General features: G+C 31.3%; 20 protein-coding genes. All 20 read right to left on the reverse strand.

The genetic code is table 11. The features are described from left to right. Positions 1-76 precede the first annotated feature (76 nt). The gene (locus PQ463_RS14860; RefSeq protein WP_274254372.1) at positions 77-907 is read right to left on the reverse strand and encodes a glycosyltransferase family 2 protein; all 831 of its coding nucleotides are present in this window, start codon (positions 905-907) and stop codon (positions 77-79) included. Next, positions 900-2,156, reverse strand: coding sequence for an O-antigen translocase (locus PQ463_RS14865; RefSeq protein ID WP_274254373.1), 1,257 nt, complete (start codon positions 2,154-2,156; stop codon positions 900-902). Before PQ463_RS14865 ends, PQ463_RS14860 begins: the two co-directional genes overlap by 8 nt. A 5-nt stretch (positions 2,157-2,161) precedes the next feature. After that, positions 2,162-3,259: a DegT/DnrJ/EryC1/StrS family aminotransferase gene (locus tag PQ463_RS14870; protein ID WP_274254374.1), complete on the reverse strand. Its 1,098-nt coding sequence runs from the start codon at positions 3,257-3,259 to the stop codon at positions 2,162-2,164. A 3-nt stretch (positions 3,260-3,262) separates the two neighbouring features. Continuing rightward, positions 3,263-4,240 carry a ketoacyl-ACP synthase III gene (locus PQ463_RS14875; protein WP_274254375.1) on the reverse strand — a complete coding sequence of 326 codons (978 nt, stop codon included), beginning with the start codon at positions 4,238-4,240 and terminating at the stop codon, positions 3,263-3,265. Beyond that, complete coding sequence (locus tag PQ463_RS14880) at positions 4,240-4,461, reverse strand: acyl carrier protein (RefSeq protein ID WP_274254376.1); 222 nt, start codon at positions 4,459-4,461, stop codon at positions 4,240-4,242. Before PQ463_RS14880 ends, PQ463_RS14875 begins: the two co-directional genes overlap by 1 nt. Before the next feature lie 11 nt (positions 4,462-4,472). After that, positions 4,473-4,997 (reverse strand): GNAT family N-acetyltransferase, encoded by a 525-nt coding sequence (locus PQ463_RS14885; protein ID WP_274254377.1) that lies wholly within the window; start codon positions 4,995-4,997, stop codon positions 4,473-4,475. Continuing rightward, complete coding sequence (locus PQ463_RS14890; protein WP_274254378.1) at positions 4,981-5,415, reverse strand: sugar 3,4-ketoisomerase; 435 nt, start codon at positions 5,413-5,415, stop codon at positions 4,981-4,983. The genes PQ463_RS14885 and PQ463_RS14890 overlap by 17 nt, the downstream gene beginning before the upstream one ends. Further along, positions 5,402-5,809 carry a sugar 3,4-ketoisomerase gene (locus PQ463_RS14895; RefSeq protein WP_274254379.1) on the reverse strand — a complete coding sequence of 136 codons (408 nt, stop codon included), beginning with the start codon at positions 5,807-5,809 and terminating at the stop codon, positions 5,402-5,404. The genes PQ463_RS14890 and PQ463_RS14895 overlap by 14 nt, the downstream gene beginning before the upstream one ends. Before the next feature lie 73 nt (positions 5,810-5,882). Continuing rightward, positions 5,883-6,956, reverse strand: coding sequence for a Wzz/FepE/Etk N-terminal domain-containing protein (locus PQ463_RS14900; RefSeq protein ID WP_274254380.1), 1,074 nt, complete (start codon positions 6,954-6,956; stop codon positions 5,883-5,885). 9 nt (positions 6,957-6,965) lie between these two features. Next, on the reverse strand, positions 6,966-9,449 hold the full coding sequence (locus tag PQ463_RS14905; RefSeq protein ID WP_274254381.1) for an SLBB domain-containing protein: 2,484 nt from the start codon (positions 9,447-9,449) through the stop codon (positions 6,966-6,968). Positions 9,450-9,481: 32 nt separating this feature from the next. After that, entirely contained in the window at positions 9,482-10,528 is a 1,047-nt protein-coding gene (gene rfbB, locus PQ463_RS14910; RefSeq protein WP_274254382.1) for a dTDP-glucose 4,6-dehydratase, read from the reverse strand. A 16-nt stretch (positions 10,529-10,544) separates the two neighbouring features. Further along, the gene (locus tag PQ463_RS14915) at positions 10,545-11,552 is read right to left on the reverse strand and encodes a mannose-1-phosphate guanylyltransferase (RefSeq protein WP_274254383.1); all 1,008 of its coding nucleotides are present in this window, start codon (positions 11,550-11,552) and stop codon (positions 10,545-10,547) included. A 24-nt stretch (positions 11,553-11,576) separates the two neighbouring features. Beyond that, the gene (locus PQ463_RS14920; RefSeq protein WP_274254384.1) at positions 11,577-12,866 is read right to left on the reverse strand and encodes a nucleotide sugar dehydrogenase; all 1,290 of its coding nucleotides are present in this window, start codon (positions 12,864-12,866) and stop codon (positions 11,577-11,579) included. A 282-nt stretch (positions 12,867-13,148) separates the two neighbouring features. Continuing rightward, the gene (locus PQ463_RS14925; RefSeq protein WP_274254385.1) at positions 13,149-13,613 is read right to left on the reverse strand and encodes a UpxY family transcription antiterminator; all 465 of its coding nucleotides are present in this window, start codon (positions 13,611-13,613) and stop codon (positions 13,149-13,151) included. A gap of 64 nt (positions 13,614-13,677) precedes the next feature. Further along, positions 13,678-15,069: a UDP-glucose 6-dehydrogenase gene (locus PQ463_RS14930; protein WP_274254386.1), complete on the reverse strand. Its 1,392-nt coding sequence runs from the start codon at positions 15,067-15,069 to the stop codon at positions 13,678-13,680. A 24-nt stretch (positions 15,070-15,093) separates the two neighbouring features. Further along, positions 15,094-16,077, reverse strand: a complete 984-nt coding sequence (locus PQ463_RS14935; protein WP_274254387.1) for an SDR family oxidoreductase — start codon at positions 16,075-16,077, stop codon at positions 15,094-15,096. Positions 16,078-16,087: 10 nt separating this feature from the next. Continuing rightward, positions 16,088-18,529, reverse strand: coding sequence for a polysaccharide biosynthesis tyrosine autokinase (locus tag PQ463_RS14940; protein WP_274254388.1), 2,442 nt, complete (start codon positions 18,527-18,529; stop codon positions 16,088-16,090). Positions 18,530-18,544: 15 nt separating this feature from the next. Then, a complete protein-coding gene (locus PQ463_RS14945) occupies positions 18,545-19,336 on the reverse strand; it encodes a polysaccharide biosynthesis/export family protein (protein ID WP_274254389.1) in 792 nt (263 codons plus the stop codon). Between the two features lie 71 nt (positions 19,337-19,407). Further along, positions 19,408-20,028: a recombination mediator RecR gene (gene recR / locus PQ463_RS14950; protein WP_274254390.1), complete on the reverse strand. Its 621-nt coding sequence runs from the start codon at positions 20,026-20,028 to the stop codon at positions 19,408-19,410. Positions 20,029-20,158: 130 nt separating this feature from the next. Next, positions 20,159-20,524 carry a CoA-binding protein gene (locus PQ463_RS14955; protein ID WP_274254391.1) on the reverse strand — a complete coding sequence of 122 codons (366 nt, stop codon included), beginning with the start codon at positions 20,522-20,524 and terminating at the stop codon, positions 20,159-20,161. Between the last annotated feature and the right edge of the window lie 15 nt (positions 20,525-20,539).

Genomic DNA, 20,539 nt, shown 5'->3' on the forward strand with positions numbered 1-20,539 from the left:
AAAAGAAAATAGTATGGGTATATGAATAAGTAGTAAATTATCGTTTTACACTTATTCAAAATATTAACAATTATCATTATACAGTTTTATAATACAAATATCTTGCTGACCATTTAGCTAATTCCTTCAATGCAATAATTTTATACTTAAAACTTGGCATCACTTTCCAATTGTACCAATAAGTGAGCACTATAGTCCAAGCCATTTTAGTAGAACGTTTCACTGCAACTCCCGAAGAATTGTTAGAGTGAACTCTATACTTTGCACCAATAAGATCTTCAAAAATAAGCAAATTATGAGCTGCGGCCCTTTGATAAAAATACCAATCTTCTGCAATTAAATTTTCTTTATATCTTCCAATAATATCGAAAATTTCACGATTGATTATAATACTTGGACCAGAAATTTGTGGACTAATTAAAGTACATAACAAAATAGCATCATCAGTCAAAAATCTAGATTTATCTCCTTTATTATAGTCAACAATACTGCTATCCATAATAACTTTATCATTTTCATCAATAACTAATGAATCACTTATTAATGCCTTTTTATGAGGATTATTTTCCAGAATAGTCACTCTTTTCAATATACTTCCAGATACTAGCAAATCATCACTAGGAAGAGGAATTAAATATTTACCTTTAGATAAATCAATAAGCTCATTCAATGTCTTACAAAGACCTCTATTTTCCCTATTTTTATATACTATTTTTAAAGAATGCTGATTATTATTTTCTATCCATTCGCTAATTATTCCATGTGATTTATCAGAAGAGCCATCGTTAATAATAATCAGTTCTTTGTTAGAATAATCATCTTGTAAAACTGTTTTAAGCATATTTAAAACATACTTCTCATGATTATAACAAGGTATTATAATTGAAACTAAAGGAAGGTCACTCATTTTTATAAAAAATTAATTTTCGAAAGTAACTTAACATAAATATAAAATAAATAAAATAGTTTATTACAAATGCTATTGTCAAACCTATTAAACCAAATACATCCACACATATATACCCAAAAATAAGATATGTTAAGCTAAAAACAATTTCGGTTATAATAAAAAGCTTTGTCATGGCCTTTGCCAACATTAAATATGAAATTAACCATGCAGCAATTTTAAAAAAATCACCAATTAGTTGATACAAAAAAAGCTGTTCCATTTCTACAAAACTATTCGTATAAAGAAGTTTTATGATGAATAATCTTGAAAAATATATTAATAAACAGCTGATAAAAACAACTGGCATAATTATTTTGTAACCATACAAGATTTCATTTCGAAGATCTTTATCTTCTTTTAATGAAGAGAGCTTCGGCAAATAATAAGTGCTTAATGCTGTTGTTATTAATAATAAATATCCATCTGACACCTTCATCATTCCTTGCCAATATCCCGCCGCATCCAAACCAATTTTTGAAATTACCATATCACGTAGTAAAATCTGAACAACAGGAGCTGTAAATACAGAAACTAAAGCCATTAAACTAAAGCCTCCAAGTTTCTTTGCAAGCGTTTTATCAAATGAATACTTAAAATAACTCCATGAAAACCAATTGCTTTTAATCACAAAGAAGAGAGTAATAAAAAAAACTATAGATTGGGAAAGAACAATAGAATACAAAGCTCCTTCAATTTTGCAAAAGTAAACTAATAATACCGTAAATATTAGACCTACTAAACTCCCAAATGTATTTACAATTGTATATTTCTTTATTTCACTTTTGCCATTTAAAATAGAAATCAAAAGATTATTTAATGAATAAAAAATTATTGTTATCCCTAAAACTCTAATTGCATTATTGTAAATAGAGTTTTTTAGTATTAAATTTGAAAAATAATTAGCCCATATAAATAAGAAAAAACCAAAAAAAAAGGAGCAAAACATTGAAATTCTTAATGCAGTACTGAGCATTTTCTTTTGTTTAAGCTCATTGTTTTCATATTCGGCTGTATATTTTACTACTCCCGTGTTAATTGCTCCATTAGAAACTGTCAAAATAATGGCAACAAAATTTGTAAATTGACCAATTACTGCAACACCAGCAGGTCCCGTAAATATTGCTACAATTTTATTAGCAATAAACCCAGAAGCAATGCGTATAAATGTTGTAATAGCAGAATAAAGAGAAGTTTTAATTAATTTCAAAATACTTAAAACTTATTTAAAACTTCTACGATTCTCGCTATTTCATCATTACTCATAACAGGACTAATTGGCAAACTCAATACTTCTTCATGTATTTTCTCCGTTATTGGTAAAGAAATACTTGACATCTCAGAATAACATTCTTGTTTATGCAGAGGAATCGGGTAATGTATTAAAGTCTGAATTTTATGCTCTTGTAGATAAATCTGTAATTCATCACGGTTATTTGCACGAATCACAAAAAGATGCCAAACATGTTCTTCTGTTTTATTAATATGTGGCAATATTATTTTATCATTCTTTATATTCTGCATATAATAATTCGCTATCTCTCGACGCAAAATTGTTTCATTATCTAAATAATTCATTTTAACATTTAGAAATGCCGCTTGAATTTCATCCATACGACTGTTTAACCCTTGATATTGATTTATATATTTTTGAGCGGAGCCGTAATTTGCTAGAGTACGTATTACTTTAGCTAATTCAATATCTTTCGCAGTGACAGCCCCTGAATCACCCAGTGCTCCTAAATTCTTCCCTGGATAAAAACTAAATCCAGCTGCATCTCCTAAATTACCTGTTCTAATACCATTCCAACACGCTCCAATAGCCTGAGCGTTATCTTCAATTAATTTTAAATTATTAGATTTGGCTAAGATTTCAAGTTCTTCACTCCAACAAGCACGTCCATAAAGATGAACTATCATTATAGCTTTAGTTTTTGAGGTAATCTTATCTTTTAATAAATTTAAATCTAGATTGTAAGTATCTAAATCTGGTTCTACAAGAATAGGAATCAATTTATTGTCAGTAATGGCTAAAACAGAGGCTATGTAAGTATTAGCAGGAACAATAATTTCATCCCCTTCTTGCATTACCCCCAATTCGATATAGGCTTTAAAAATAAGGCGTAAAGCATCTAAACCATTAGCAACCGCTACTGCATTTCCACCCCCTTGATAAGTTTCGAGATTTTTTTCGAACTCCTTTACTCTCTCCCCTAATAAATACCACCCGCTGTCAATTACCTCATCTGCAACTTTTTTTAATTCAGTTGTATATTGAGCATTTATTTTTTGTAAATCTAAAAATTTAATCATATTTTACTTTTTATATATAACAACTGCTCCCCAAGAATACCCTACTCCGAATCCTGCCAAAAGAAAATTATTTTCATATGTCGACTCTTTAATTTTGTTTTTCAAGACAATAGGTATAGTTGAAGAAACAGTATTCCCATAATTTTCCATATCGATAATAAATTTATCTTTTGGAATATTAATTTTTTTTCTGAGATATTCTAACATAAAAGTGTTAGCTTGATGGAAAACAAAAGCCCCTATTGAATCAATGCTCTCATTGTTTTTTTCCAAAGTCTTACTAATCAGTTCTGGCACAGCTTTAGCGGTAAAATTGAATATTTCTGGACCATTCATAAAAAGATTATTATCATTAGCTTCATCAGAATCTAAAATTTTAGCATTCTTAACAGCTCCATTTTTAACTATCAAATTTTGGAAACCACTCCCATCACTTCCTAATGAAAACTCACCAATTCTATACAACCCATTATCTGATATTAAAGTGGCAGAAGACGCATCACCAAATATACTACGATTGCCTTTATCTTTTTCATGAATATATTTTGAATACATTTCTGCTGTAACAAGAATAACATTCTTAGCAACCTTAGAAATGATTAAGCCTTTGGCCAAAGAAAGTCCATAGATATACCCTGAACAACCTTGATTTATATCAATAGCAGCACAATTAGTTGATAATCCAGATTTATTCTGTACAATACAAGCAGTAGTAGGTAAAAAATAATCGGGTGATTGAGTGCATAAGATTAAATAATCAATCTCTGATTTATCTATTTTATATTCACTACAGAGAATATCAATAACCTCAGTCGCAATATCTGAAGTATATTGATCTTTATCGGTAATGTTACGATTTTGAATCCCTATTTTTTGAATTATTTTCTCACTATCCCACTCTGGAAATTGAGTTGCTATATCATCGTTACTTAGTTTATTGCTTGGCAAATAATAAGATACGTGCTTAATAAAGGCTTCCATTACTTACTCTCTTGAACAAAGTGATATAATTCACCTACTGATGTAAAGCTTGAAATCTTCTTTATATCAATTTTTACATTGTACTCATCATCTATCATCATTTGAATAGTTACTGCTGTAAGAGAATCCCAAAAATCTGAATTCACATAATCTGTATCGGCATTCAAATCAGTATCGACATCCTCTAATTGTCTCTTAAAATTTTCAATAAATTTTTCCATAATTTAATAATTTAAAATAATTTTTCAAATTTTATTCTATTAGCTAAAAAGTCTTTCTTTTCTAAAACAAAATAATAATTTAAGTCATCTTCATTAATCAATGTCGGATGAAATTTTTTATGATAATTAACGACAGATTTATTCTCTTTTCTAACTTCAAATTCTAGTCGATCTAAATTCAGTTCTTCAAAAACATATGACTTTAAAATCACGTCAACCTTAATTACATTTATCGGATTATCGTAAAAAGGTTTTGAAACAAAACTACCAATTTCAATAGAATTTTCCTTTTTATTATATAATCTATAAGTAGCAAAACTCATCCCATCTTCATCTATGCAAATGAAATAAAACTCCTCTTGAGACTTCTCCCTTTTCTTATAATCACAAATCCATAATTTTTGCTTTTCAATATCTGAATCTGTTTGGCTAATAAATCTTGATTTAGAAATATCTGTTCTTATGGCAACTATAAAATCAGCATCGCTTTCTTCTACCAAACGGAGTGATATATTATACTTATTTATTTGATTCAATGCTAATATAATTTAAATATTCGTCATAATTTCTTAAGTAATCTTTCTCGTCATATTCATGCGAGGCTAGAACTAAACATATAGATCCACTAGAAAAATTAATTTCAGAAGCCCAAATACCTGGAGGTATATGCAATCCTAAATCTGGTCTATTCAACAATATTTGTCGTTTTGTCTTACCATCATCTAACAAAATTTCAAAGCTACCGCTAGCAGCTACTAAAAATTGGTGACAATCTTTGTGAGCATGAGCTCCTCGAGACTCACCGCCAGGAATATCATATAAATAAAAAATCCTTTTTACAGCAAAAGGAATTTCACTATTGTTACTAACTGCTGTTATATGGCCATTTCTATTTCCTATCTGACTCAAATGCAAAAGACTACACTCAAAAACACTTTTTTTAGACTGCATCATTTGTTAACATTTTAAATTCATTAAAATCTCTAATATAATCTTCTTTAGAAAATTTCTCACTAGATATATGTAAAACTAAAGAGTTTGTGGAAAAATTCTCTATATGTCTCCAAGTTTTAGCAGGCAAATAAAGACCGTAGTAACTTCTATTCAAAGAAAATTTTTCGGTACTACCATCAATATTTGTTATTATTATATCAAAACTTCCGCTTAAGGCAATGATAATTTCTTTTTGCTCATAATATGCATGTCCTCCTCTTATTCCTCCGCCTGGCACATCATAAGTCCAAAAGGTCCTTTCAATCTTAAAGGGTATTTGGTCAGAATATTGCAAAAAAGTTAAATTGCCTCTTGGATCTTGAATCTTAGGAAAAGTAATTAATCTTGGCTTCATTATAAAATAATATTTTACTATTTGTTTTTTTTTAAATAGGTTGAATTAAAAAACTAAATCTCAAATCAGCTTTCTAATTCACATTAAGTTGTCGTAAAATCCTTCTCAATATTACAGCAATAATGGATAAAAAAGCACCAATAAATCCGCCTAAAAGTAATGCTTTTGCCTTTCCAAACTTATTTTTAGGTAAAGGTAAAATAGGCCTGTCAATTACTTGAATTAAAGGTGTTTCTTTACGTAAAGTTACTTTAGCTAACTCAGACTGTTTTACTAATTCAGTTAAAATTGCTGTATTAGCCTGAACATCTACTTGTCTTCTTGCAGAAGGTGCTCTACGAACATTTAAAGCTGGATTCAAATTAAATGTGTTATCATTTGCAACAGCAACACCTGTAATAGCTCCATTAAGTTCTCCTCGAACAGAATCAACTTGCCTTTCTAAAATTGACATATTCATTCTTGCTTTCTTGCTTTTTGTTTCAACATAAAACTTACCAACCTGTATGGCTAAAGCTTCGCAAAAATACTTAGCAAACAATTCATTTTTTGAAGAAACATCCATAGTGATTATTGATACCTTTTTATCTTTTTGATTAACCCCTAAATCTGATTTAGACAAATCAGTATACATCAATCCCAAAATACTATCTTGCTCTCTTGTGAATTTTTTTCTATCAGCATTTGGCAGAAACTCAATTGACGCAATTTTTGGCTCGTCAGACCACTTTTTTCTCCATTCATTATTCTGAATATACATTTCTGCAAGAGAAACAACTTTACCATTTAAATTCACTGAAGACAATAGTGTTTTTTCAACCATTGTTCTAGATTTAAAAAGTTCTGTCAAATTTGCACCCGCAAAAATTCCTCCTCCATTACCTCCTAAATCCAAGCCAAACGAGCTAGCCAAGCCTAAAGCCCCGCCTAAACCACCAGCTCCCTTTTCATCTTCGACAGCAAATGTTAATGTTGCTGTATATATAGGTTTTTTAATAAATGAATATGCTAAAGCGATTGCTGCTCCAATTATAGATGCTAATACAATTATTTTCCATTTAGAAAACAAATATATATACCATTGTCTTATTTTTTGAACAACTTCTTTTAACGACATTTCCTCGTTTTCAATATCTATATTCTCCATGAAAATGTATTATTTAAAAGCAGTTACAATTAATAAAGCTAAACTGGAAACTACACTACCAATACCAACCCATTCCCCCGCAGTCATTTTTTTCTTTTCAGGCTTTTCAGGCACAACAATTTGCGAGTCAGGCTCCACTTTCGGGTAAGATTTGAAAAACAAGAATGAAGTTGTTACCGCCGCTTTCCCGTTTGGATAAATAATATAAGCTTTTCTCTTCCATCCTTTATTATCTACACCACCAACAGAATTAATATAATATTTGAATCCTTTTCCACTTCTATATGGAATTTCAGAAGTCAACAACACATTACCAGTAACTTTTACTCCTTCGTTATACACTGCCACTTCAATTTCGTCTCCAGGAAATAAAGTAACATTAGAATAGTGGTTTTTATCTTTTACAATTTTTTCCCAATTAACAGGAATAGTAGTGTATTTTAATTCGTCTCTTAATTTTTTTGATAATTTAGATTTAAGAGTGTCCTTAATTTTAAGATTTGATTCTTCTAAAATTCCCTCTTTTTTCTCTAACGTTTCCTTCTTCTCCAAATTAAGATTTATACTTTCTAATTGTTCTATTTGTTCTTCTTTGATTGGTCTTTTTATCTTCATACCATCTAAATTTGCGATAGATGTTAATCCTCCTGCTCTCATTACCACATTGTAAACCCTTTCTTTTTTATTTGCCAAAACATATTTCCCCGGATAAGTTACAGCTCCGCTTACTTTTACCATTTCCGGTTTTTCATAAACCGCCATTCTACGAATATTAATAACATCGAAAGGTTTTAAAACAAAATTTTTAATTTGTTCATTATTATCCGCGGTAATTTCTAGTTCAACTAATTCTACACGTTTAGGATCTGCATCATCAATAGCATCTGATTTAATCATTCGAGCAATCTCAACTCTTTTTGATGCCGAACCTGTTAATCCGCCTACTTGAACAACTAAGTCATTTAATGTAAGATTCTCAAAGTATTCATATTCACCCGGATTTTTTACTTCCCCATCTATTGTCACTTTATATTCTTCTCTAAACTCAAGAATAGAATATACTGTTACTATATCTTCTCTTTTTAATTCAATATCCGCATTTAAATCTCCCGACAAAGCAGCACCTAGATCAACATTAACGATTTCTGTTGTCAAATCAGTTTTTAAACGAATAATTCGTGCTCGTTTACTATAAGCATCTTCTTTCAATCCTTCTGCTCTTGTTACAAGGTCTGAAATTCTCATTCCTTCAGTAAAAGAATAATAATCTGGTCTAAAAACAGCTCCTTCAATCTTGATACGATTTTCAAATCGATTTAAAATCTTAGTAACTCTAAAAACGTCCCCAGATTGAGGTTGATAAGAATTGTATTCGCTTTCATTTATATCGTGTACTTTAAATTCTTTTCCGGTCTTTTGCAGTACATTAACCGAAGCTGTATAAGCAAATTCATTAAATCCAGAAGCAAAATTTAACAAATCAGAAAACTTCTCACCTTTTTTCATTTCAAAAATTCCAGGACGTTTAACTTCTCCCTCAACAGTAACTCTTTGACTATAAGCAGGAATTCTAATTACGTCATTTTCCTTTAGGGAAACATTATCAGATTGATCTCCTTTAACTAAGAATCTATAAATGTCAATATTCTTGTAAACCTTATTGTTTCTTATCAATTCAATATTTCTATAGCTACCGTTTTTCCCAGGTCCGCCAGCCAAATGCAAAGCATTATAAACAGTTGATAATGACGATATAGAATAATTACCAGGTTGTTTACCACCAACAATGGTAACTTTTATAGTACGTATTTTTCCTAAGCTAATGCTTACTTGAGATTGTCCAGAACGAACCGTGCTGTATACCTTAGCAATTGCTGCTTTTATTTTTTGAGTTGCAGCCTCAATAGACATCCCAGAAACCGAGATTTGTCCCACATAATCAATACTTACCTTTCCTTCTACACTTACAGGTGTATTAGCATTATATTCTTGGACACCATAAACGCTAATTTGTAATTCATCACCAGGACCAAGAACGTAATTCATAGGAGTTGCTAAATTTAAATCGGGTTCAAAATTCAGAGTAGGGTTATCAAACAATTCCGAACCAAAAATTAAAGTATTCAGAGAATCTTTTACTTTATCATTTTTTATTTCATTCTGTTTTCTTCCAAATTCTGAAGTTTTCTCTCCTATCTTTGATTTACTATCTTTACTTTTATCTTTTGCATTTTTCTTCTCATAGTCATTAAGCTTAATCTTAAGTCTATTAAACTCTGTCTGACTCATCCCTTTTGAAAGCACCATCGATTCAACTTGATCTATAGTCGCATTATTACTTTTTAGCTGAGCACTAATTTTTGCTAAATCATCATCAGATAAGTAATCAACTTTCACTGTACTTAAATCTTTAGATTTCATAATATCTTGTGCTTTCGCATTAAAAGTAATTAATGCAAAAAACAGGGTAAGAACGTATAATATTTTTTTCATATAAAAGGAAAAATTATTTTTAAAGATATTTCTTATGAGTATTGCTTTTGATAATACTCTTTGTAAGCTCCTGATGTAACATTCTGAAGCCACTCTTGATTATTTAAGTACCAATTTATAGTCTTTTCTAATCCTTCTTCAAAAGTCACAGAAGGCGTCCATCCTAGTTCTTTATTAATTTTTGAAGCATCTATTGCATAACGCAAATCATGACCAGGCCTATCTTTAACATAGGCAATAAGTTTTTCAGAAGTCCCAACTTTTCTTGCAAGTTTACCATCCATTATTTTACATAATAACTTGACAAGATCTATATTTTTCCATTCATTAAATCCGCCAATGTTATATGTTTCATGATTCTTTCCTTCATGAAAAACCAAATCTATTGCAATGGCATGATCTTCTACGAACAACCAATCTCTTGTATAATTTCCATCACCATATACTGGTAGAGATTTGTTATTAATAATATTATTGATAAACAAAGGAATTAATTTTTCAGGGAAGTGGTATGAACCATAGTTATTTGAACAATTAGTTAAAACATAAGGCAATCCATAAGTCTCACCATATGCCCTCACAAAATGATCTGAACTTGCTTTTGAAGCCGAATACGGAGAGTTTGGATCATATGGTGTTTCTTCAGTAAATAACCCTGTAGAACCCAAAGAACCATAAACCTCATCTGTACTAATATGATAAAACCTTTTTCCATCAAAGTTTCCTTTCCATTGATTCTTTGCTGCATTTAGCAAATTCATTGTACCAATAACATTTGTTTTAACGAATGCCAGAGGATCTTCGATTGAACGATCTACATGAGATTCTGCTGCTAAATGCAAAACTCCGTCAAATTCATGAAGATTAAAAAGATCATTAATAAAAGTTTCATCAACAATATCTCCTTTTACGAAAGTATAATTCGGTTTATTTTCGATGTCCTTAATATTTTCAAGATTTCCAGCATAAGTCAATGCATCTAAATTGAAAATTTGATATTCCGGATATTTGTTTACAAAACGTCTTACTACATGAGAACCTATAAAACCAGCGCCTCCCGTTATTAGAATTTTTTTCATTCGTGACTAATTTCTATTAATTTAATAAATCTGAATTTTGTTTTTCCAATTCGCTATAGATATCTTTCACATCTTGTGAATTTTCTTTTTGCAAAATTAGATTGGCAGTTTTTGTATAGACAAAGATGGTATTTTTCAATCCAAGAAAAGTGGTGTGCTTATCACAGCCAATAACCATATTTCCATTTGAATCTGTATAGTGCCCCTTTGAATTTAAATAATCATATACGGATTCAAAAGAACCTAAATCTGACCAAGAGAACGACGCAGGAACAACCTTAATTTTTTTGCTTCTTTCCATTACAGCATAATCAATACTGATAGAAGGGATTTCCATTGATAAATCTAAATCTAAAAATCCTTCTTTACTAACTTCCCATACCGTTTTTGATTTCTCATAAACATCAGGTTGGAAATTTTTCAATTCTTCTAAAAGAACGCTTGCTTTAAAGCAAAACATTCCGCTATTCCATAAAAAATTCCCTTTTGCAATAAACTCTTTCGCTGTCGTTTCATTTGGTTTTTCGCGGAAAGAAATTACATTATCTCCTTCAGCTTCAATATAACCGTATCCCGTTTCTGGTTTCGTAGGAATAACACCGAAAGTTACAATAAAGCCCTCATTAGCTTTTGTAATAGCCTGATTCATAGCCTGATTATAATCTTCCATTTGATCTATAATATGATCGGATGGCGTAATAATTAAAATATCTTCAGGGTTTGATGCAAAAGCAGCGAAAGCAATTGCCGCAGCCGTGTTTCGTGGAGTCGCTTCCACAATATTTACGTACGAAGTATTGGTCTTATCCATTACTTGCCCACTTAATTGATGATTGTCAATATTTCCAACCACCATTACTTTTTTAGCTAAATGGCTATTGCGCTCAACAGTCATTTCAAACAAAGATTTTTCTTCAAATATTTCTAGATATTGTTTCGGCCTACTTTTTCTAGAAAGAGGCCATAATCTACTTCCAACTCCTCCTGTAAGGATTACGTGCGTTATCGTTTTATCTGAATTCATATATTTTTAAATAAAAAAGGAAATCTAAAGTCTATTGTCTGCCAAAGATCCTAAAACTCCTTTTACATCATAAATTAAACTTTTCTCTTTTTGCAGATTCGAAAATTCTATTTGAAGAAACTCCGAATGGGCTACCCCTAATACCAATGCGTCAAATTTTTGTTCAGGAATAGAATTAATAGTCTTTAATTTATATTCTCTTTTAACTTCTTCGGGATTAGCCAAAGGATCAAAAATAGTAACCGCTATTCCGTAATCTTTTAATGCTTTTATAACATCTACAATCTTAGTATTTCTAACGTCTGGGCAGTTCTCTTTGAACGTTATCCCTAACATTAACAGCTCAGCTCCATTAACAGAAATGCCTTTTTTAATCATTAACTTCACTATCTGTGAAGCTACGTACTCACCCATACTGTCATTTAGACGTCTTCCCGCCAAAATTATTTCAGGATGATATCCAAATTCTTGTGCTCTTTGTGCTAAGTAGTAGGGATCTACACCAATACAATGTCCCCCTACAAGACCTGGTTTAAAAGGCAAAAAATTCCATTTTGTCGAAGCTGCGGCCAATACTTCTTGTGTATCAATATTCATTAAGTTGAATATTTTAGCTAGTTCATTTACAAAAGCAATATTAATATCTCGCTGAGAGTTCTCAATAACTTTTGCTGCTTCTGCAACTTTTATAGTAGGTGCTAAATGTGTCCCAGCTATAATTACCGATTTATATAAAGCATCAACTTTTAAACCTATTTCAAGTGTTGAACCAGAAGTAACTTTTAGGATTTTTTCAACTGTATGTTCCTTGTCTCCTGGATTAATTCTCTCTGGAGAATATCCTGCAAAAAAATCTTCGTTAAACTTTAGACCGGAAACCTGCTCTAAAACTGGAACACATTGTTCTTCCGTAACTCCAGGATAAACTGTAGATTCGTAAATAACTATATCTCCTCTTTTTAAAACTTTACCAACAGTTTCACTAGATTTATAAAGAGGCGTTAAATCTGGTCTATTGTTTTTGTCTACTGGTGTAGGAACTGTGACTATATAATAATTACATTCAGCAATGTCCGCTCTGGAGGTAGTACAATATAATCCTTCTTTTTCATCAGTTTTATCTACCAAGACGCTTTGTAAAACATCATCCTCTACTTCTAAAGTAGTGTCTATTCCAGATTTCAGAGAACTAACTCTCGATTCATTTATATCAAAACCAATTACAGAATATTTTGTCGCAAACAGTCGTGCTAATGGCAATCCGACATAGCCTAAACCAATAACTGCAATTTTAATATTTTTTTCTAACTCCATTTTCTTAATTTCTTTAGGCTTTTAAAAATTCACGGCTTCGCCGTTCCAAGTCACAATATCTGACTCAGATGCCTAAATTAATCATTTTCGCGCAAATATAGTATAATAACTCTAGTTAATCAATACGGTTTCCCGTAATACTCAAAAACAAATTGTTAATAAAAAAACGCTTAACCACAATGCGTTATTAATCAGGCTGTAAATAATTACTTTATAAAAAAAACAGAAGAAAAAAATCTAAAAAAGACTTTCTCTTCTGTTAATTTTACTAGGATAACGCTATTATTTATATTTTATTTTCAAAATACATCCTAAACTTTCCAAAACTAAAGTGTAATAATTATTAGAAACCTCTTGTACCACTCCACTTTGATTGCTGAATACACCCGATTCTAATTTAATTTTATCTCCAACTTGTATAGCAGATACTGAAACATCGCTAATATTAGGTGCCTTAAGACTTTTCTTTATTGTTTCTATTTCTTCATCTTTCACAATTGCGGGTTTTCCCAGCCAAAACAAATACCGAACTACTCCTTGTGCTTGAAAAACTACATTACGATCGAAATCTGACAAATGAACAAAAACATAGGAATTAAAAAGAGGCGTTTCAACTTTCTTTTTTCGATCTGACCACTGTTTTATCTGAGTAATCAGTGGACAATAGCATTCTATTCCCAGTTGATTAAGTTTGTCTGCAACTTTCTTCTCCCATTTAGGCTTTGTATAAACTACGTACCAATTCATTCTTATTCATTTAGCATGAAACAAGGCATTTTGTTCCATTTTATTTATAAACACAAAAATCTGTTTATGATCCAATACCTCTGTAAACGAATCCTATTGTTTCTAATTGTTTAGCATCAAGAATATTTCTCCCATCAAAGACAAAAGCTGGCTTATGCATTGAATCGTAAATCCTTTGCCAATCATAAGTTGTAAATTCATCCCATTCTGTCAAGATTGCTATTGCATGAGCATCTTTACATGCTTTATAGGCGTCCTCAAACACATTTAACGCTTTTGCATTTTCTTCACTTGATCTTGTTTCTAAATAGTTAAGATCACTTAACATCTTATTTTCTGAAACTTTCGGATCAAAAACTGAGATTTTTGCATGTTCATTTATTAAATCATCAGCAACATAAATTGCCGCAGATTCTCTAGTGTCGTTTGTGTCTTTTTTGAAAGCCCAACCTAAAAAAGTAATTTTCTTATCAGCTACTGTATTGTATAATGTCTGAACAATTTTACTTGAGAATCTTCTTTTTTGATGATCGTTCATTATAATAACTTGCTCCCAATAATCCGCAACTTCATTCAATCCATATGACTTTGCTATGTAAACTAAATTTAAAATATCTTTTTGGAAACAAGAACCTCCAAAACCTACAGAAGCTTTTAAGAATTTCGATCCAATTCTGCTATCCATCCCAATTGCTCTTGCTACTTCATTTACATCAGCCCCTGTTTTTTCACATAACTCTGACATTGCATTAATAGAGGAAATACGCTGTGCTAAAAATGCATTTGCGGTAAGTTTAGACAATTCTGACGACCAAACATTTGTTGTCAAAATTTGATCTTTCCCTACCCAATTTGAATAGACTTCTACTAGCGAATTAATCGCCTCTTCTCCTTCTAGCGTTGTATCTCCACCAATTAAAATTCGGTCTGGATTTAACAAATCTGCCACTGCAGTACCCTCTGCCAAAAACTCTGGGTTAGATAAAATTTGAAATTGAACGCCATTTCCAGTGTTATCTAATATACTTTTAATTGCTTCAGCTGTTCTAACTGGCAAAGTTGATTTCTCAACTACAATTTTATTTTGTTTTGCTACTCTTGCAATTTGTCTTGCACATAACTCAATGTATTTTAAGTCAGCCGCCATTCCTTTTCCTTTCCCGTAAGTTTTGGTTGGAGTATTAACTGAAATAAATATCATTTGCGCTTCATCTATTGCTTTATCAACATCTGTAGAAAAAAACAGATTTCTACCTCTCGCTTCTGCTACAATTTCAGAAAGACCTGGTTCATAAATAGGAATGTTTTCAGGATTCGGATCATTCCAATCCGCTATTCTCTGTTCGTTTAAATCTACAACTGTAACCTGAATATACGGACATTTTTGAGCAATAACTGCCATTGTTGGCCCGCCTACATACCCTGCACCAATGCAGCAAATTTTTGTAATTTTCATTTGATCTATTTTATCTTGATCTGTTTATTTTAAATTATTCCAATACCACCCTACAGCCTCTTTCAATCCATCTTGCAAAGAATACTTTGGGTTATAACCAAGATTTCTTTTTGCTTTTTCGATACTTGCTAAAGAATGAGGAATATCTCCTACTCGATTTTCACCATAGATAACTGAAATATCCTTTATTTTTGGATCAAAATCTGACAAATATTCCTTTAAATACTTAACTAAGTCATTCAGTGTATTTCGATCTCCAAACGCTGTATTATAAACAGTATTAATGGCTTCTGGGTTTTGACAAGTCATTGCTAACTCATTCATTTGAATAACATTGTCTATATATGTAAAATCACGAGAATAATTTCCGTCACCATTAATCACTGGACTCTCATGATTCATAAATTGCTTCACAAACTTTGGAATTACAGCGGCATAAGCTCCATTTGGGTCTTGTTTTCGTCCAAAAACATTAAAATAACGAAGCCCAATAGTTTCTAATCCGTACGATTTACTAAATATTTCAGCATACAATTCATTTACATATTTAGTAATTGCATAAGGAGATAATGGTTTCCCTATAACATCTTCTACTTTTGGGAGTCCTTGAGAGTCTCCATAGGTAGAAGAACTCGCTGCATATATAAACCGTTTTATTTCAGCATCTCGCGCTGCAGTAAGCATATTTAAAAAACCAGAAACATTTACATCATTTGTTGTAATTGGATCTTTTATTGATCGAGGAACAGAGCCTAACGCAGCTTGATGCAAAACATAATTCACTCCTTTAACTGCTAAACTACAATCGGCTAAATCTCGGATATCACCTTCAATTAATTTAAAATTTGGATTATCTAAAAAATCTTTCAAATTATGATGATGACCTGTTGAAAAATTATCCAAACAAACAACTTTATAGCCTAAGTGTAAAAAATACTCAGTCAAATTCGAACCTATGAATCCAGCTCCTCCAGTAATTAAAATTGTATTTTTTGTTTTATTTTCCATTTATCCAAACTTAACTTTTTCTAATTCGACTCATAAATGCTTTCCAAAACCCAACTTTTACTTCTTCTTCATGATAACCATTTGAATATGTTCCATAACCGTAGCCATAACCGGAACCATATTTTGCTTTATTTTCATAACCATTCAGCACAATACTCACATTACTTAGCTCCCCACGTTTAAGTCTGGTATTTAACAACGTTATCATATCTTTTTTAGTATAATTCTGTCTTACAATATACAATGTTACATCTGCAAACTGAACCAACTCTAATGAATCTGCCACTAAACCAACTGGAGGAGTGTCTAAAATAATATAATCATATTTCTGCTTCAACTCATTAATCAATTCTTTCATTGTCTCACTTAAAATTAACTCAGAAGGATTTGGAGGAATTGGTCCCGACAGAATCACATCTAAATTTGGAATTGGTGTTGAATTAGTAATTTCTTCCAAATTATTCTGCCTTATCAAATAATTTACAACTCCTAAAGTCGATTTTATTTGGAATTCATCTGCTAATCTTGGTTTTCGTAAATCTAAACCAACAATTACAGTTTTCTTTTCACTTAAAGCAAAAACGGTAGCAATATTAATAGAACAGAATGTTTTTCCTTCACCACTAATCGAAGAAGTAATCATTAATGTTTTTGACCCGCTGACTTGTTGTTTTTTATACAAAAACTGAAGTGAAGAACGAACCCCTCTAAAAGCTTCCGAAAGCGCTGATTTAGGTTTATCAAAAACTGCTAAATTACCCGAATCCTTATTTAGCCCAATAACGCCCAGTAAAGGTATTTGTGTTAGCTTATTAATATCGTCACTATTCTGAATTGAATTGTTAATGAAAAAAATCACTAATACAAATAACAATGGAATTAAAATTCCTAAAAACAGAGCCATTACGTAATTAACAGAAGTCTTAGGACCTATCAAACCTCCTCCAATATCTTTTGCTGGATCGATAAAGTGAATATCAGACAGGTTAGACGCTCTAACAATTTCTGCTTCGTTTCTCTTTTGAAGAAATTCTGTATAAATATTATCATTTAAATCATATTTTCTTTTGATTTTCAATAATTCTTGCTGTTCTGCCGGTAGTCTTCTCACTGTACTTTCTGCCTGACCAATTTTTGCATTCACCAACGATAAGTCATACAATAAAGAAGCTTTAGCGGTAACAATATTCTCTTGCAGAACATTTTTCACTGCCGCCATTTGATTATCAAAATCCTTAAATATTTTTTCACTTTTTACTGCATAAGCCATTTCAGATCTCTGAGTAGAAAGCGCAATAAGTTTAGAAACATTTGCCACAATATTTGGATCTTCAATTCCAGCAACAGAAGGAGCTGGTAATCTAGAATAATCGACACTATTATTCAAATATGCTTTTAACGAATTATAGTAAGCTATTTTTCTTGCCAGCAAATCTTTTTCAACATCAAAATCCATTATTTTCTCTGAAACTTTAGAACCACCTCCTTCTATTTCATAGATGTTTTTATCTTTTTGAAAAGATTTTAATTCGTTACCAGTTTGCTTAAGCTGAGATTCCATTGCTACGAGAGTACTGTCAATAAAATTAATAGTATTTGCAGCAAATTGATTTTTGCCATCGAGCTGAATTTTAATCAGCATTTTCACGGTAGAATTCAAATAATCGACCATTCTAGCTTTATTTGTTCCTTGCATTGATAAGGTCAATATCGACCCTCCACTTTTACCTGCATCTACCTCTACATCTTTGTATTGAGAAACCGTTCCATCAAAATCCTTAAATCTGACAAAATATTCTTTCCCTTTATAAAAACCTGGATTATCAGTTATTTGGAGTTTCCAATTTAAAAACGGAAGAATTACTTTGTCCCCTACTTTATATTTTTTAACAAAAGTTACAGGCTGTACAGAAGTATTACTATAAGAATTACTGCTGTAAGTAATTAACGAAACAGAATTACTTTCAAACGGAATCTCAATTTGATATTCATTTTCGCTTAAAAATTTTATACCAATTAATGTATTTGCCAGTTGTCCTTTTGTTTTGTCAATATCTACATAAAATGGTACTGCTCCGTAAGAATCTATTAAATTGTATTTTCCTTGTTCTAAATAATCAATATAAAATCGAAGTTTATCTACAACCAATTCATTATGAGATCTTGATTGAATAATTGTAGATATGCCATTTACCTGATCTGAAACTCCGCCCCAATTGAATACCAAACTTGTATTCGACGTAAAAAAAGGATTATTTTCTTCTTTGATAGAAATCAAAGTCTGCATTTCGTAAATTTTTTCTTTACGAATGTTCACCTGATAAGCAATTGCGAAAGTAATAATCAAACTTATCAGAAACCATTTCCAATAGCCTACAATTTTTAACAGAAAGCCTTTAAAATCAAAATGAGAATGATTTTCAAAAATAGCGAAGTCTTTAATGTCTAACATTTTAAAAATCTCTTTTTACTTTATAATTAGGTAAACTGTAGTTGCTAAAGACAATAATGTAATTATTGTCCCAATAGATTGTATTCCTGTCTGACCAGTTCCCCAAGTTTTTTGTCTCAATGGCTTAACATAGATATAGTCATTTGGCTGTAAATAATAATAAGGTGATTTCATTACATTCACATCTGTAAGATCAATATCATGCATTTGCACACCTGTTGGAGTCTGGCGAATTACTGTTACTTCTTTTCTATTACCAACTGTTGTAATATCTCCTGCATTTGCAACAGCTTCCAAAATAGTTACATTATCTTTAAATAATGTTTTTGTCCCCGTACTTCCAACTTCTCCATTAATAGTATATCTAAAACCAGCTAACTTAACGGTAACAAAAATATTAGCTTCGCTTTTAAAATATTCCTCTAGTAATTTCTTTTCAATTTTCACACGAACTTCTTCAAGAGTATAACCAATCACATTTATTTCTCCTAGAATTGGCATCCTGATATTCCCGTGATCATCAACTGTAAAGCCATCAAAATATAAACCAGACTCGCTTTTTCCTCCCTGTCCCCCTTGATCCTCTGTTGTATTAAAAATAGAAACCAGTTTTGGATCAATCGCCTTTATATTTATTTTTAAGATGTCATTAACTTGTAATCTATACGGTTTTGACTCTACCGCTGCAATCGCTGTTTGCTCGCCTGAATCATTTTTATCCTGAAGATAAACCAGATCTTTAATAGGAATACACGAGGTAAATAATACAGAAATTAATAAGAATAGGAAAAAACTTTTTTTTGTCATTCGTTCAATTTTATCGCAAATATAGTTTTTCCTTTAGCCTTCAGAAAAACCAAGTTGTCATTTGGGGTTGGTTAATTATTTTTAAATGTTTTTTCAAAAGGCACTCTGTGTAAAATACTTCGTCCTAATGTTATTTCGTCTGCATATTCCAATTCATCTCCAACCGATATTCCTCTCGCAATCGTTGAGATGATAATTTCAGAATCTGCTATTTGTTTATAGATATAAAAATTCGTTGTATCTCCCTCCATTGTTGAACTTAATGCAAAAATAATTTCAGATACATTTCCAGATTTCACTTTTGTCACCAAACTAGAAATATTCAACTGATTTGGTCCAACTCCTTCAATTGGCGAAATTTTTCCGCCTAGAACATGATATATTCCTTTAAACTGCCCAGTATTTTCTATCGCCATCACATCTCTAATATCTTCTACGATACATATTGTTTCATGATTTCTAACTGGATTAGCGCAAATCTCACAAATTTTAGTATCAGAAATATTATGACAGCTTTCACAAAACTTAATATCCTCTCGCATATTCAATAATGCTTGAGATAAAAAAGCGGTTTGCTCTTTAGGCTGTTTTAGCAAATGAAGAACTAATCGAAGTGCCGTACGCTTACCTATACCAGGTAATTGTGACATTTCGTTTACTGCTTTTTCAATTAATTTTGATGAAAATTCCATGACGACAAAAGTAATACTTTTAATGATTTAGCCTACATTACAGCCATTAAATTCAAGACCTAATGCTATTTGAAATTTATTACGAAACCTCCTTCTTTTGTGGGCTCAAACAAAAGCAGCAACTTATTGTTTAATACTGATTTGTAGCTAATAAAACTAATGTGCAAGCCACTTCTACCTCAATACCATTCGACTCTAATAATTGATATAATTGTGGATTCTCTGTCCCTGGATTAAAAACTACTCGTTTAGGATGCGATTCAACGATATAATTATAGTAATCTCTTTGACGAACAGGATTTAAATACAAAGTAATAGTGTCTATATTTTTAACTGGCATTGCCTTAGTCTGAATTTTTACTCCAGCTACTTCGCCTGTTTTTTGTCCAATTGCTAACACTGAATGCCCTTTTCCTACCAACATATTTATAGCTCTATATGAATAACGTTCAGGATTTGTTGATGCTCCTATAACTAATGTTTTTTTACTTTTCATAGTTTTTATTTAGAC

The organism is Flavobacterium sp. KACC 22763 (assembly GCF_028736155.1).
GTDB lineage: Bacteria > Bacteroidota > Bacteroidia > Flavobacteriales > Flavobacteriaceae > Flavobacterium.